Source organism: Dyadobacter bucti (assembly GCF_005869225.1).
GTDB classification, from domain to species: Bacteria; Bacteroidota; Bacteroidia; order Cytophagales; family Spirosomataceae; genus Dyadobacter; species Dyadobacter bucti.
The window spans coordinates 552,370-567,004 of record NZ_SWFP01000005.1 but is presented as its reverse complement, the minus strand read 5'-3'; the positions used below and the strand labels follow the sequence as shown (position 1 = coordinate 567,004).

Genomic DNA, 14,635 nt, shown 5'->3' with positions numbered 1-14,635 from the left:
TCATTTGATGCTGGCTATCTCCATTCTTGGATACTTATTATTAAACCTCGCAATAGGGCTCTGGGCATCCCGCAAAGTTTCTACTACCACAGATTTCATACTCGCTGGCAGAAGGTTGCCACTTGTACTTGCGGCCTCAGCAACTTTCGCCACCTGGTTTGGGTCCGAAACGATCATGGGTGCGCCGACCGAATTCATGGAACACGGTGTCTTGGGTGTCATCGAAGATCCCTTCGGAGCGGCACTTTGTCTTTTACTGGTCGGCCTGTTCTTCGCCCGCCGGTTTTACAAAATGAACATCATCACCTTTTGTGATTTTTTCAGGATCAGATACGGCCGCTATGCTGAATTATTGTCTGCAATCCTGATCATCCCTTCTTACTTTAGCTGGATTGCAGCACAATTACTTGCAATGGGAATTGTACTTAAAATAGTTTTGGGCTGGTCGCTTACCGAATGTATTTTGACCAGCTCTCTGGTCGTGATCATCTACACTATTTGGGGCGGTATGTGGTCGATTTCCATTACAGATTTCCTGCAGACCATCATGATCGTTGCCGGTCTTCTCATAGTAGCATCCGTTCTTTATCAGAAAGTCGGCGGTTTTCAGCCGCTGATCGAAGGTGCACCAAAAGGTTTTTTCCGTTTCTATCCCGAATTTACTTTCAAAGGATATGTCGAATATTTCGCTGCCTGGATTACGATCGGCCTGGGCTCCATCCCGCAGCAGGATGTATTTCAGCGTGTGATGTCGGCGAAATCTGCCGATGTCTCTGTAAAGGCCACTATGCTTTCATCGTTCATGTACCTTACCGTTGCCCTGCTTCCGCTTTTTATTGCGCTTTGCGGCCATCATCTTTATCCGGAAAGTGCCAAAGACGGTCAGATGATCATTCCTAACATGGTGTTGCAGCACATGAACATACCACTTCAGATCCTTTTTTTCGGGGCGCTGGTTTCGGCCATTCTCAGCACTACCAGCAGTGCCATTATGGCTCCCGCAGCCGTTTTTGGGGAGAATGTGATCAAGTTTTTCAATCCCGGGCTTACAGATAAAAAGCTGCTTCTAACCATCAGGATCGGGATTGTGGTGATTACAGCAATTTGTATTTTACTGGCGGTCACCCGCGAAAGTATCTTCGAGCTCGTAGCGGAATCCTCTGCGTTCAGCCTGGTTTCCCTGTTTGTGCCACTTGCGGCGGGACTATACTGGAAAGGCTCCAATCAGGTCGGATGTATTTTGTCGATGGTATCGGGGTTGGTCGTCTGGCTGATGTGCACATACATTGAGACCGAATATCCTCCGCTGATCTACGGGCTATTCACCAGCCTCGCAGGCATGTTTATCGGTACTTACCTTTTCAAATCGAGCGGCCTCCGTACAGCGTAAGGTAATCAGGCATTTTCGGCTTTTCGCTCCCAGCCTGCGATCGCCCCGAGGTTCATGGCTTCGCGGTCGGCCTGCATGATCATCTCGAGTTCTTCAATACTCTGCCTGACGGTATTGAGATACAGTTCCTCATCATTCCTGATCTTGGAAAGGTGTTTCAATGTACGTTCATCGTGGATAAAAAATGTCTTGGCGGACCGCGTAGCCTCGTGCGCTCGGTGCCCAAGCAATTTCAGCGCATCAATTCCCAAACGGAGACTGGTATCGAATGTCTCTCTGTAAATGTGCATCATACCCGCATTCATGAGATCGTAGGCATCGTTCCGGTTGGTGGAGCGAACGAGGATATGCAGATGGGGGAAATGTTTTTTAACGGTTTCGATCATTTCCAGCCGCTTTTCTTCATCGTTGATAGCGATAATTATCATCTGTGCTTTGTTGGCTCCGGCAATGTCCAGCAGCTCGTAACGGGTAGCGTCGCCATAATACACTTTCAATCCCATCCTCCTGAGAAAATCAACGTTGTCACTATCATTATCCAAAACGGTGGCAGTGACATTGTTTGCACGTAAAAAACGTCCGATGGTATTCCCAAAATGTCCATAGCCTGCGATGATCACCGGGTTGTCCTGTTCCTCCACGTCGCTCGGCCTTTGTACCTGAAGCCCCTCCTCTACCTTGCATACCCTGCTGAGGATCAGCTTGTCATTCAGTACCATCACCAGTGGCGTAAGTGCCATACTTATAGCCACAACGGCCATCATAATGTCTGTAATATCCTTTGTCAGTACACCTTCCTGAAGTGAAAAGCTCAGCAGCACAAAAGCAAATTCCCCCACCTGGCTCAAACCGAAACTGAATATAAAATTCTGGGCTGTCCTTACTTTAAAGATCTTTCCGAGTGCAAACAATATAGCCGCCTTGCAGATCATGAAGCCAGACACCAGCCCCATGATCAACAAAGGTTTTGATATGATCAATTGAAAATCAATGGATGATCCAACCGAAATAAAGAACAACCCCAGCAACAATCCTTTAAACGGATCTATTGAACTTTCCAGTTCATGGCGGTATTCCGAATTGGCCAGTACCACCCCGGCCAGAAACGCTCCGAGGGCCGGGCTGAGTCCTACGGAGGTCATCAGCACCGCAATGCCTACCACCAGCAGCAGGGCAATAGCGGTAAACATTTCCCTCATTCCGGTTTTTGCCATGATACGGAAAACCGGTCGCAGAAGATACTTCCCTGTGACCACCACGATGGCAACCGATCCAAGCACGATCACCGCCTGTTCCCAGGCTGGCAAATTGCTCACGAGAGAGCCACTTTCTGACCCATGTGCTACTTCTTCCGGCTGATTACTCGCCAGCAGCGGAAATAACGCCAGCATAGGAATTATAGCCAGATCCTGAAATAAAAGCACAGCAAAAGAGCTTTGTCCCGCAGCCGTTTTCAGCCATCCCTTTTCATCCAGGGTCTGCATCACAATCGCTGTGGAGGACATGGCCACTATCAACCCGAGCGCCAGCGCTTCTTTCCAGTATATACCAAAAGCCAGTGCCAGCCCCATCACGACAAGGCTCGTAATCCCAACCTGCAGGCCTCCAAGTCCGGCAATGTCCTTGCGCATGCGCCAAAGCCGGGAAGGTTCCAGCTCGAGGCCGATCACAAATAGCATCATCACCACCCCGAATTCAGCAAAATGCATGATGTCCTGGCCTTCCAGACCTATAAATTCCAGCCCCGCAGGCCCGATCAGCACTCCAGCCACCAGATAACCCAGTACCGAGCCCAATCCCAACCGCTTGGCAACAGGCACCATAATGACGGCTGATGCCAGATAAATCATGGCCTGAAAGAAGAATGTTTGTTGCATGATATAAGTAAAGAGAAATAGTAAAACACACCCGCAGACCGGGGCCTTCGATTAGGAATTCAGGGCTGATAGCAGATGCAGTTCATTGAGATATTCAATATGCTGATAATGTTCCTGCTGAATTTCATTGTTCACAAACGCTTTGAGAATACTGGCATACTGCTTTCCATGATCATCGATCGTTTGCTGTTTCATGGAATATGTTTCATGAATAACAAAGGGCGGAAGGTACTCCATTTTGCATAAATGGGCAGTCTGATTGAAGGGAAGCAAGTACACATTCACAGGAAAGCGGTTGTAACCCGTATCTTTATACGCCTCTTTCGAGCCACCACAGGATAAAGCGTTGAAAATCTTTTTACCGGCCAGCCTGTTCCCTTCCGGCCCGTATGCCCAGTTGTATTCCAGAACCAGATCAAGCCACTGCTTCATAATAGGCGGACTGCTGTACCAGTAAAAAGGGTGCTGCAATACGATAATGTCGTGCTGTAAAAGAAGCTGCTGCTCCTTTTTTACATCTATATAGAGATCCGGATAATTTTCGTATAAGTCATTAAAAGTAACGCCCTTGACCGTTCTGCAATAACTTTCCATTGTTTTCTGCACGCTGGATTTACTTAATGTCGGATGCGCAAACTGAATAAGTATTTTTGGCATAATCAATAAATATGTTCGGCTGATCAATGTAAATATAACAAAAACGACAACAGAAGGTGGTCTGAAAATTTGCAGAAAAGCTAGGGAACAAGAATAACCAGGCCGGTTGTAAGCCTCGATTCCAGGTCCGTATGTGCCTGGCTGACTTGTGACAAAGGATATTTTGTAATGCTCAAATCACCAAAAACACCTGAATGAAACGCAGCAAAGGTATCGGCAGCATAAAGTTGTAAACTGTCATAATCTGTAATGTAGGCGCTCAGTGCAGGTGTATATAAAGTGATATCCCTCGCTCTCAGACTGGCGTGGTTAATATGCTCCGGCTGCCCCGAAGAGGATCCGTACAAAACAATTTTACCGCCATCATGCAGCAGATCAACCGATTGAGAAAAAGTGTCCCGGCCTACACCGTCGTAAACCACGTCCACTCCTTTTCCTTTGGTAATTTCATTGACCGAATTGGCAAAACCCTCGCAATTAGCCAGAAAGACATGGTCTGCACCATTTCTGATCGCATTATCCCGCTTCTTTGGCGAACCTACCGTACCTATCACTGTTGCACCCAGCGATTTTGCCCACTTCGCAACCAGAGAACCTACCCCGCCAGCAGCAGCATGCACCAACACCACTTCTCCTTCCGATACTTGATGAATAGACCTTACCAGCATCCTGGCAGTAAAGCCTTTTACCAATATCGCTGCTGCCTGCTCGAAAGTGATATCCTCTGGCAGGGTTATCAACTGATGCGTGGAAACATTGCGGACTTCCGAGTATGAACCCGGAATGAAGTGATATCCTACCCGGTCACCGACTTTAAAATCCGTAACCCAGGGGCCCACTGCCTCGACAGTACCGGCTCCTTCAACGCCGGGTGTGTAGGGGAATGATTTCACCGGGAATTTTCCATCCCTGAAATAAGTATCAATAAAATTCAGCCCGATAGCGGCCTGCCTTACCTGCACTTGTCCCGGGCCAGGCTCCGGAACCACCTCTTTCGTATACTGAAGCACAGATGGTGCCCCCTGCTGGTAGATTTTTATTACGCCTGATCTATTTTCTGATTCTTTATAGGAGCTTAACATATACTTGAACATTAACACATTCCTGAACGTACATTCAAGAATAACGCAAAACTATTTCTTTATGGATCTGATTAAAAAATCCGCCTGCTGCTGTATCAGCGCCGCATCCTGATAAACCAGATAAAACTGCCAGAATCCCGTAAAATTGGCTACAATAAAGGCTGCCACTACACCCGGATCACGCTTGGCACTGATTTCCCCAGCTTTTTGCGCTTTCTTTACCAACTCTTTGAGCACCGCAACCATCCCGTTGGTATTGTCCTTTAATATGGTGTGCACCTCTGCGTCCACCGAAGCCAGCTCAAAAGTCGACTTCACGCCCATGCATGTTTTTCCTTCCGCAACCGTCCTGACCACAGCCCGTTTTATGATTTTCTCTATCGCTTTCAGGGGCGATTTCGTTTCCGTCACGGCTTGCTGAAAGTCCGCCAAGGTACTATCTGCATAGCTTGTGAGGCACATGAGAAAAAGACTGTGCTTGTCTCCGTAAGTATCATAAATGCTGCCGCGGTTGAGACCCATAGTATCGACGAGGTCCTGCATTGTGGTGCCGCTGTATCCTTTTTGCCAGAAAAGATCTTTCGCCTTTTTCAGTTTTTCTTCGGGTTCAAATGCTTTGTTTCTTGCCATATCTATCAGACAAATATTTCAGAACGTTTGTTCCAGAATAGGTTAATATCAAAAGCTCCGGATGCACATTTTGAGGTATTTATGAAATGCAACTTCCGGAAGCCTTCTTTAAATAATGAACTTGGCTACTCCTCCGTCTACTTTCAGGGCAGAACCATTCGTTCCGGATGAAAGCGGACTCGCAACGTAGGTGACCAGATTTGCAATTTCTTCCACCGAAGCAAAACGTTCAAGCAATGAAGTAGGTCTTGCTGTTTTGAAAAAATCCTTCTCTGCTTCCTCAGGCGTCACGTTGGCAGCAGCAGCCAGTTGTTTGACAAATTCAGCGACACCTTCTGATTTTGTAGGGCCGGGTAAAACGGAATTGACCGTCACATTTGTACCTCTGGTAAGCTCCGACAATCCCCTGCTCACAGCAAGCTGGGCCGTTTTTGTCATTCCGTAGTGGATCATTTCCTCAGGGATGTTCACAGCTGATTCGCTGGAAATAAAGATGATGCGACCCCAGTTTTTGGCGATCATTTTAGGGAAGAAGTGTCTGGACAAGCGGACGCCGCTCAGGACATTGACCTCGAAAAAGTTGAACCACTCTTCGTCTGTAATTTCTACAAAAGGCTTCGGTTCAAAAATACCCGCATTATTGATAAGGATATCGATTTCGGGAAGCTTTTCCAGCAAGGCATTTACTTCATCAACCTTTGAAAAATCCGCTTCGAATCCAGATACATTCGCCTCCGGGTATAAATCCTTTAATTTACTGACGGCGTCAGCTACTTTCGATGCTGACCTGCCGTTGATGACAACCGCAGCGCCTTCTTTTAATAAATTCTGAGCAATCGCAAATCCGATCCCCTGTGTGGAACCGCTAATAAAAGCAGTCTTTCCGGTAAGTTGTAAATCCATATAATTTTGATAATTCGGCAAGATGATAACACACTCCGCCAAAAAATCGTCCGGTCTGAACCTACATTCTTTTTTACTTTTACCAGATAAAACCGAAATTCAGGTTTTTTCAAAAACCATAAACAGAGAACTGCCAAAAGGAGCCCGGGGCAATAGCGCGGCTTCTGCTTTTGTCACTGCGAGAAGGAGAGAATTCAGTGGTTTACCAGGAAATTTTACATCAGAATCCGGTTGCTGCGCATCAGTATTATGGTTGCGGATGCGGAATTTCTGCCATTGCCTGATAGCAAAAATTGGCAAAGAAAGCGCGAAAGGCCAGTATGTATGATAAGTTATCTTAAAATCAGCAGCGGCACTGTAAATTCTGAAATCGGTGAGCGTAAACCGCCTCGAACTCCCGACAGCCAGGTCATGTGTACCGGAAAATGCTTCAAATGCATGGATGTTCACAATCAGAATACCGTTCGGATTGAGCTTTTCCTTAAAGGACTTAAGTGCTGAAATAATTTCCTCATCCGTCAGAAAGTAGAGTGCATCGTTACAGCAAATGACATCAAAAACCTTTCCAGGTCTGAATTCTCCTACTTTTTTGAGGTCTCCAAAGTTTACTTCAAGATTTCTTTCTCTTGAAAAATCAATAGCGTGAGCCGAATAATCGAACCCGGTGAGATGATTATATCCTTTTTCCCTCAAAAAAGATAACAGGCCGCCTGTCCCGCAGGCCGCATCCAGAATCCGTATTTCAGAATGATCAGTCTTGAAATGCCGCCTGATGTGCCCCAGCACTTTAGAATGCAGGATTTGATACCACCATAGTTTCCGCTCCACATCGTACATCCGCTGATATTCCAGTCTGTTGTTTATCATAGCGCCTCTTCGCTGTTGTACTTGATCACATATTGCGGCTGGCCGCTTTGGGCCATAAAACTTTTCCCGATGTATTCTCCGAGCACACTCAGCAGGATGCATTGGATCCCGCCCACAAAAATGAACGTTGCAGTCACCACCTGCCAGCCTTTCGGGTCGGGGCCGATAATCCATTGTAACGTTAGGAAGCACAAAAGCAAAAATCCCAGCCCGAACAACCCTAAGCCGATGGGTACGAAAAGCCGGATCGGCAGGGAAGAATAACAAAAAAGTATGTTGAGAAACAAAGAGATCAACTTGGTCCATGTATAATTGGACACGCCCTCTTCTCTTTTCAAATGGGTGACGGAAACTGTTCCTATGCTACGGGTAATCCTGAAAATCAGCCCGTCGATATAAGGATATGGCCCCTGGTATTTAATAATTTCCCGGACCACCTCTTTTCTGATCAATTTGAAGCTGGATAAGTAAAGACCCTTCGGTTTGTTGAGCAAATAGCCTGTCAGCCAGTTCACCATTTTACTGCCCAGATTACGCCCGACGGAATGCTGTTTTCTTGCATAGTACGTATACACAACGTCACAATTTTCACTTTCCGCCTTCTCAACCAATTTCAAAATTTCGGCAGGAGGATTTTGAAAATCATCATCTATCATTACCGAGTAGTCTCCATATGCCCAATTTAACCCGCACATAACAGCATTAAATTCACCATAATTACGACGGAGAGAAATGAATTTTACATTAGAGTAGTTACTGGCTATTTCCTTGCAAATCACTTCCGAGGAATCCCGGCTGCCATCATTCACCATCACGATTTCGAAAGAGATAGCGGAAAGGGCGTGCAGTAAAGTTTCTACCAGAGGGGCGATCGTCTTTTCGCTGTTATATACCGGGATAATGACGGATAATTTCATAAATGATCGTCAAATTGATTCAAAGTATGTATGATATAATCAACGTCTTCGTCGGTCAGAACAGGGTTGAGAGGCAAACTAACTACTTCCCGGTGAATCTGCTCGGTAACAGGCAAGTCCAGTCCATGGAGATGCTGGTAAGCCTGTTGTTTATGGATTGGCAGCGGGTAATGTACATTCGTTTGTATGTTTTTCGAATCCAGATAACTGATCAGTTCAGCCTTTTTGGGATGCCTGACTACAAACAGGTGCCAGACATCTTCCATCGGCCTGTCGGCCGGTGGTAACGTGAGATTACGTACTTCGATCCCGCTCAGGTACCGGGCCGCTATTTGGCGCCTTCTTTTGTTTTCCGGATCCAGAAAAGGCAACTTGACGTGCAGGATCGCTGCCTGCAGCTCGTCCAGCCTGGAATTAATCCCCTGGTAATCATTCTGATATCTCACTACCGACCCGTAATTTCTCAGGCATCTTATTTTTTCAGCAAGCTGTTCATCGCAAGTTGTAACCGCACCTGCATCACCCAGTGCCCCAAGGTTTTTCGTAGGATAAAAGCTGAAAGCAGTCGCATCGGCAATACTGCCAACTTTCCTGTTTTGATACATCGCACCATGTGCCTGGGCTGCATCGGTGATTACTTTCAGGTTATGCTTCTCAGCGAGCTTCGTAATCGGATCCATTTCGCAGCTACGGCCATACAGATCGACACTGATGATGGCCCGGGTTTTCTCCGTAATTTTTTCCTCTATCCTGCCGGGATCCAGGAGCATAGTAACAGGATCCGGCTCTACCAAAACCGGAACCAGATTGAGAAAGCTGACGGGCAATACGGAAGCGATATACGTATTAGCCGGAACAATAACCTCACTCCCTTCTGGAAAGTCAAATGCTTTCAAAATAAGGGTAATGGCATCCAGCCCATTGGCCACGCCAATACAGTGATCCGCCCCGCAATATGCTGCAAAAGCTTTTTCAAACTGCTTTAATTCATTACCCAGAATATACCAGCCAGATCGAAGTACCCGTAATGAAGCTTCTTCAATAGCGGTCAGATAAGGTGCATTCACCTCATTCAAATCCAGGAAAGGGATCATTGGGAAACGGAGTCGTTCAGCAGGTAGGGTTCATCAATGTAGTCCGCCTGGTCGTAATATTCGTTGGAAAGCACCAGCAGGATCGCATCATCCGAGAAGGAATCCATGATATGCCAGTCCTTAGGCTCCAGAATGAGGCATAAGGCAGGGTTATCGAGCAGGAAATGTTCTTCTTTTTCTCCGTCGTTTGAATAAACACGGCAATGTCCGCTAAGACAAATAAGGGCATTCCAGGTTTTGTGATGTCTGTGACCTCCCCGCTGTGTATTGCCAGCTCCGTAAATGTAAAATGCCCGTTTTATTGTACCGGGAATGATCTTTTCAAAAACTGTCAGGTTACCGGAACCTGTATTAAAAGTGTTCAACTCAATTAATAATGGCATATTGATATTTCACATGTGTTGGATAATTCGTATTTCAGAAATAAACGTTGAATGCCTGTTGGAAGAACGGTGAGATACGAAGATACGATTTAGCTAAAATTCACTTTATACCAAAATTTTCACAAAAAATCATAGTTAATCTATCGTTCATCCTAATTAAAAAGATTCCAGCCCATATAACGGTCCAGAAGCATTGCCGCCTTCACAGGAAGCGGTTCGAGCCATAAGATTTTATTATATCCCATATAAAAAACCTGGGGATGCGTAACGCAGATGACCATTGTAAAAAAAAGGACCTTGCGTATTGAGGAACGTGATGCGATTTTTAAAAGTACAAATAATGCCATCAACAAAAAAGGGAACCCGTAAGAAAGCGCTCTGTCGATGTCGTGCACATATATCCCTGTGGCTACAAGTATGATAAAACCGAAGCTGAGAGCAGCCATTAAAATATAGCGTCCGGTAAGATACAAGCCGAGTGCCCCTGCGATCAAAAGTAGCCAGGTCCCTTCAAAAGCGCCCCAGATACTGCTCCCAAGTCCATTTCGATGGGCATCTGCAAAGAGTACGGGAGTGCCGATAGTAGAATAGCTATGACCGGGAAAATAGGTAGCGAGTACATAGTGACGTATCCCGAAATAAATAGCCCAGGCAACCCACACAACAGCACTTTCGCCTGTGAAAGTATTTTTCAACAAAGCCGAAAAGCTGAAATCGTTTTTCGCATAAGCTTTTGTAACGATCCACCAGAGCAAGAGATAGCCTCCGGCCACGACAGCCCTTTCATCGGTAAAAAAAGCAGCCTGCAGGCATAGAAATATCAGCACAGGTTTTCGGCTTAAAAGGGCAGTCAGCAAAAAAAAGTAAGCAAATCCATCCCCATAACCATGTACGTCTGCAAAGATCCAGACCGTTACAAAAATGTTGGCAATAGACAAGATCAGCAAGCTGGTTATGAGCTTATCTTGCGACACCGTGAAAGTATAGCTCGCGATCTTATAAAGAAACAGCACTCCCAGCGCACCCTGAAGCAAAATTATCAGGAGTATATTGTTATGGGTCAGAAATGAAAGAAGAGGTAGCGTCCACCGCATCACCATATTTTCACGTCTTACGTCATACGTAATGTCTTTGGGATGAAAAAGATCCTCTGCCTGGTTGTGAATGAAAATCCAGGCATCCAGTTTTACACCGGTTTCTTTCAAATGCGCCGCAAGAAGTGAGTAAGGAGGAACGGCTAAAAAAAGAGAGAGACAAACCGAAAACAGGGTGAGTTTCCACAGCCAGTGTTTTCCCGACAGCTTTGATTCAATCCAAAACAAAAATGCCTGGTAGAAATTTTCAAAAAGCATAGTGCGTATAAGACGTATATTGGATTTCAAAGATACATTTTAATAGCAAAATCAAAATAGCGGATCGAAGAAGCGAAAATGATTTGATTTTTTTATATAAATAGGAGGAAACAATATTATTTTTTGATAAATTTATACGATTTGAAGAGATTCATGTCCGTTGTTACTTCCGGAATCGATACCTTCCTTGATACTTGCTCACACTAGCGATGCTGTTTGCGTTCCCTTTTCGCATTATACATTCACTTTGAGCTCTACTTTCCTTTCTGTTGACTATCTCTCACGGGGTTTTCATAGCGTTGCTGACTTCAGATGAGGTGATTTTTTTATTCCCAGCTCGCCACAATACGGCTGCCTTCTTCACTCTCCGTAATTTTCAGATAAGTCTGGATTTCCTGCTGCAAATCTTCCACGTGACTGATAATTCCGACGATGCGGTTTTCCTTGCGCAAAGATTTCAGTGTGTCAAAAACGGTCTGCAGCGCATTTTTGTCCAGCGAGCCAAAACCTTCATCCAGAAAAAAGAAGTTGTGCTTCGACTCATTCCGTATATGGATATGGTCTGCGAGAGCCAGCGCGAGCGAGAGTGCTGCCTGAAATTTCTGCCCGCCCGACAGCGTTTTCAGCAAACGCATATGCCCGCCGTTGAGCAGGTCACGGACCCAAAAACTATTTCCTTCACCCAATTCCAGATGAAGCTGCTGATGGGTCATTTGATGAAACCGGTGATTGGCAGCCTGAATCAGGTTTTGCAGGTAAATACTTGACGCATAGTCCACAAACCCACTGGACCGGAAAAGCTTCGCCAAGTCATCCAGGTGCTCTTTTCGAAGCTGGAGGCGGCCTTTCTCTTTTAACAATGCAGCTTTTCTTTCCAGGTCTTCTGCCATTTTTTTCAGAAGCCTGTCCAATCCGCCTTCTTCCTTTCTGTGATTCTGGAGGTTTGTTTCCAGTGATTGCTTCGCGCGGATCACTTCCTGATGCTTTTCGGCATGATATACTTGCTCAGGATTTTCTTTCAGCAAATTTTGCAGTTCTCTGGCCGTAGTTTCAAGCGAAAGCTTGTATTCATTGATCTCCTTTCTTTCGGATTCAATCCGGATCGGCTTCGATAATATTTCGTTAACCTGCTCCTCAGACTCAAATCCGTATATTTTCAGTTGTGCTTCAATAGCATTCAGGACATTTGCCAAATCAACGTTACTTGTTTCCAGCGCAGTTCGAAGCGTCGCCTGACTTCCCGACAGCATATCATTTTCCTTCTCTAGCGCGTCAATCTGCTTCTCGGTGCGTTCGTACAAATCGATGATTTCCTTGTAGCTATTCTTTAAACCGATAATCTGAACTGAGATTTCATCTTTTTCCTTTCCTTCAAAATCTTCAGGCTTTACCTTTTGCAGCTGTCCTGTCAATGTTGATGTAATGCTTTCCAGCTTGTTAATTTCATCCCGGAGTATTTGCAGCGGTTTTTCTATTTTTTCGGTTTTTTCAAGAATATCCGCCTCTATTTTTAGCGACATCGCCTTTATAGCAGCCTCACTCTCCTTGATTTCTGCCTGGGTTTTATTGACTTCCGTAAAATGTTTGTCAAAGCCCTCCCTGTCGCTTTTACTGAATTTTGTCCAAATGAAATCTTGATCATGTAAGTCAATCCGCGCTTTTGCCTCAGCCCAGCGCTGCTTGATCACAGTTTTATTTTTTTCAAGATTTTCGATCTGACTAAACAGCCTTTCAACCGGCGACTGGAACTTCCTAACGGATTTTTCCAGATCATTCAGAACCGCGGTGCGCTTTTCAATTTGCCTGACCTCATCGGAAAATGAATGATCCGTTTGCAAAATATCAGGATGGTGCAGCGAGCCGCAAAGCGGGCAGGGTTCGCCGTCTTCCAGACTTCCGGCATACTGATGCAGCGCCAGCCTGGTATTGGTTTGAAGCAATTGCCTGGCCAGGTTTTTCTGCTCATTTTCATTGCCTGCCAGGTATTCCTGCACTGCATTCTGAAACAATTCCAATGTCAGGTCGTCACCAATTTTCAGCGTAAATTGTTGATTCGCTTCTTCAATTTTACCTTTTAATTCATTAACCAACCTCCCTATCTCCGTTTGCAGGTCTTCGGCTTCTTTTTTGATAGATTGTCTGAGCTCTACAAGATCATCAGATTTGGCGAACCAGGTTTTAACAAGGCTTATCTCCTGAATATCAACCAACTGACTTTTCCTCAATTCATTTTCCGCTTCTTTTTGCTCTTTCTGTTTCCTTGCCAGGCCGAGCGCCATTTCCTTTTCATTCAACTGCTCCTCTCCTCTGGCAAGCGCCCCTTTCTTTTTAACTGATAAATTTGCGTTTTCCAGGATCTGAATTACTTTTTCAAGTTCATCTGCCGTGTCCAGAAGTTCCTCCCGCTTCTCATATTGAGGTTTTAATTGAGCCAGTACTTCTTTTTGTTTTATAACCAGACTTCCTAAATCTGTAATCCGGACCTGATTGCTATCAAAAACCTGCTGGTCTCTTATGATACCTAATGCAAGATTTTTTTTCTGGTCCAGGATTGATTTAAAATGCACGGAGCAGATTTCAAAAACTCTCAGCACCTCCTCCCGGTGTTGCATTTCCGGACCTTTGACTTCCAGTACCGATAGTTGATTTTGTAGTAACTGAACCTTTTCAGCAATTAATTTTAGTTTTTGCAAACTGCTTTCAAGAGCCGTTTGTATCAAAAGCTCCTCACTGGTTTTTTTTATCTCCTGTCGTACCTCGTCCCTTCTCTTCTCCTCCGCCGCGACCATTTCGGGGTTAATTTCTCCCAACCCGAGAAGCTGCCCGTCCAGACTGGAAAGCGCGATATCATTTTGCTTGGACAGGGATCCCACATTCCGGCTCAGGTCATACTTTTCCAGCTGAAAAAGCTCCTTCATCATCCTCGTCCGCTCCGCATCTTTCAGCTCAATAAATTCCTGAAACCTGCCTTGCGGGATAATGATCGTGCGACGAAAATTGTCATAACTAAGTCCGATGATACTTTCCGTAGTCTCACTTTCAGCCAGCGGCACCCAGTTTTCATCCTGCCAGACATAGGCTCTCCGCTCAAAGGTTTTTACTTCCTTGAAATTTTTGCTGTTCCTTTTCCCCTTAACCGTAAACCTGTAGCGTTCCCCGGTTTTTCCCGCAATACATTCAAAATCGATCAGCAGTTCGTCCGACCGGAGATTCATCATGTTATAAGTACGGTCATCCCCCGACCTATTAAGCCGTTCGGTATCTCCGTACAAGGCAAACGTGATCGCTTCCAGGATCGAAGATTTTCCGCTGCCCACCGCTCCGAAAATCCCGAACAACGCAGCATCTGTTAATGCATCAAAATGGATTTCCTGCTCAGTCTGGTAAGAATATAAGCCTTTTATTTTGAGATATTTGGGGATCATTCGAAAGCTGTCGGCCGTCGGCTTTCAGCTTTCGGCGTTTTGGGGTTGTAGGTGAAAT

The 14,635-nt window shown here is 45.5% G+C and carries 12 protein-coding genes; 1 reads left to right on the top strand and 11 read right to left on the bottom strand.

The features are described 5' to 3' along the window. Positions 1 to 7: 7 nt before the first annotated feature. On the top strand, positions 8 to 1,390 hold the full coding sequence (locus FBF61_RS19195) for a high affinity choline transporter 1 (RefSeq protein ID WP_138480230.1): 1,383 nt from the start codon (positions 8 to 10) through the stop codon (positions 1,388 to 1,390). 5 nt (positions 1,391 to 1,395) lie between these two features. Here FBF61_RS19195 and FBF61_RS19190 read toward each other — a convergent pair whose 3' ends face one another. From FBF61_RS19190 to FBF61_RS19140, 11 genes are all read right to left on the bottom strand, one after another. Next, positions 1,396 to 3,267 carry a monovalent cation:proton antiporter-2 (CPA2) family protein gene (locus tag FBF61_RS19190; protein WP_138480229.1) on the bottom strand — a complete coding sequence of 624 codons (1,872 nt, stop codon included), beginning with the start codon at positions 3,265 to 3,267 and terminating at the stop codon, positions 1,396 to 1,398. 51 nt (positions 3,268 to 3,318) lie between these two features. Continuing rightward, positions 3,319 to 3,924 (bottom strand): NAD(P)H-dependent oxidoreductase, encoded by a 606-nt coding sequence (locus FBF61_RS19185; RefSeq protein WP_138480227.1) that lies wholly within the window; start codon positions 3,922 to 3,924, stop codon positions 3,319 to 3,321. A gap of 80 nt (positions 3,925 to 4,004) precedes the next feature. After that, on the bottom strand, positions 4,005 to 5,006 hold the full coding sequence (locus FBF61_RS19180; RefSeq protein ID WP_138480225.1) for a quinone oxidoreductase family protein: 1,002 nt from the start codon (positions 5,004 to 5,006) through the stop codon (positions 4,005 to 4,007). A gap of 51 nt (positions 5,007 to 5,057) precedes the next feature. Beyond that, positions 5,058 to 5,636, bottom strand: coding sequence for a TetR/AcrR family transcriptional regulator (locus FBF61_RS19175; RefSeq protein WP_138480223.1), 579 nt, complete (start codon positions 5,634 to 5,636; stop codon positions 5,058 to 5,060). Between the two features lie 108 nt (positions 5,637 to 5,744). Continuing rightward, positions 5,745 to 6,539, bottom strand: coding sequence for an SDR family NAD(P)-dependent oxidoreductase (locus tag FBF61_RS19170; protein ID WP_138480221.1), 795 nt, complete (start codon positions 6,537 to 6,539; stop codon positions 5,745 to 5,747). Positions 6,540 to 6,638: 99 nt separating this feature from the next. Further along, positions 6,639 to 7,406 (bottom strand): class I SAM-dependent methyltransferase, encoded by a 768-nt coding sequence (locus FBF61_RS19165; RefSeq protein WP_138480218.1) that lies wholly within the window; start codon positions 7,404 to 7,406, stop codon positions 6,639 to 6,641. Continuing rightward, complete coding sequence (locus tag FBF61_RS19160) at positions 7,403 to 8,323, bottom strand: glycosyltransferase family 2 protein (protein ID WP_138480216.1); 921 nt, start codon at positions 8,321 to 8,323, stop codon at positions 7,403 to 7,405. Before FBF61_RS19160 ends, FBF61_RS19165 begins: the two co-directional genes overlap by 4 nt. Next, on the bottom strand, positions 8,320 to 9,417 hold the full coding sequence (locus FBF61_RS19155) for a DegT/DnrJ/EryC1/StrS family aminotransferase (RefSeq protein ID WP_138480214.1): 1,098 nt from the start codon (positions 9,415 to 9,417) through the stop codon (positions 8,320 to 8,322). Before FBF61_RS19155 ends, FBF61_RS19160 begins: the two co-directional genes overlap by 4 nt. Beyond that, entirely contained in the window at positions 9,414 to 9,800 is a 387-nt protein-coding gene (locus FBF61_RS19150) for a sugar 3,4-ketoisomerase (protein WP_138480212.1), read from the bottom strand. The genes FBF61_RS19155 and FBF61_RS19150 overlap by 4 nt, the downstream gene beginning before the upstream one ends. Positions 9,801 to 9,952: 152 nt before the next feature. Further along, positions 9,953 to 11,152, bottom strand: coding sequence for a hypothetical protein (locus tag FBF61_RS19145; RefSeq protein ID WP_138480511.1), 1,200 nt, complete (start codon positions 11,150 to 11,152; stop codon positions 9,953 to 9,955). Between the two features lie 326 nt (positions 11,153 to 11,478). After that, positions 11,479 to 14,577: an AAA family ATPase gene (locus tag FBF61_RS19140; RefSeq protein ID WP_138480210.1), complete on the bottom strand. Its 3,099-nt coding sequence runs from the start codon at positions 14,575 to 14,577 to the stop codon at positions 11,479 to 11,481. Between the last annotated feature and the right edge of the window lie 58 nt (positions 14,578 to 14,635).

Coding starts and splice junctions, on each gene's coding strand:
- FBF61_RS19175 (WP_138480223.1), bottom strand. CDS start 5,636: ATGGCAAGAAACAAAGCATTTGAACCCGAAGAAAAACTGAAAAAGGCG.
- FBF61_RS19150 (WP_138480212.1), bottom strand. CDS start 9,800: ATGCCATTATTAATTGAGTTGAACACTTTTAATACAGGTTCCGGTAAC.
- FBF61_RS19145 (WP_138480511.1), bottom strand. CDS start 11,152: ATGCTTTTTGAAAATTTCTACCAGGCATTTTTGTTTTGGATTGAATCA.
- FBF61_RS19195 (WP_138480230.1), top strand. CDS start 8: ATGCTGGCTATCTCCATTCTTGGATACTTATTATTAAACCTCGCAATA.
- FBF61_RS19155 (WP_138480214.1), bottom strand. CDS start 9,417: ATGATCCCTTTCCTGGATTTGAATGAGGTGAATGCACCTTATCTGACC.
- FBF61_RS19190 (WP_138480229.1), bottom strand. CDS start 3,267: ATGCAACAAACATTCTTCTTTCAGGCCATGATTTATCTGGCATCAGCC.
- FBF61_RS19165 (WP_138480218.1), bottom strand. CDS start 7,406: ATGATAAACAACAGACTGGAATATCAGCGGATGTACGATGTGGAGCGG.
- FBF61_RS19160 (WP_138480216.1), bottom strand. CDS start 8,323: ATGAAATTATCCGTCATTATCCCGGTATATAACAGCGAAAAGACGATC.
- FBF61_RS19170 (WP_138480221.1), bottom strand. CDS start 6,539: ATGGATTTACAACTTACCGGAAAGACTGCTTTTATTAGCGGTTCCACA.
- FBF61_RS19180 (WP_138480225.1), bottom strand. CDS start 5,006: ATGTTAAGCTCCTATAAAGAATCAGAAAATAGATCAGGCGTAATAAAA.
- FBF61_RS19185 (WP_138480227.1), bottom strand. CDS start 3,924: ATGCCAAAAATACTTATTCAGTTTGCGCATCCGACATTAAGTAAATCC.
- FBF61_RS19140 (WP_138480210.1), bottom strand. CDS start 14,577: ATGATCCCCAAATATCTCAAAATAAAAGGCTTATATTCTTACCAGACT.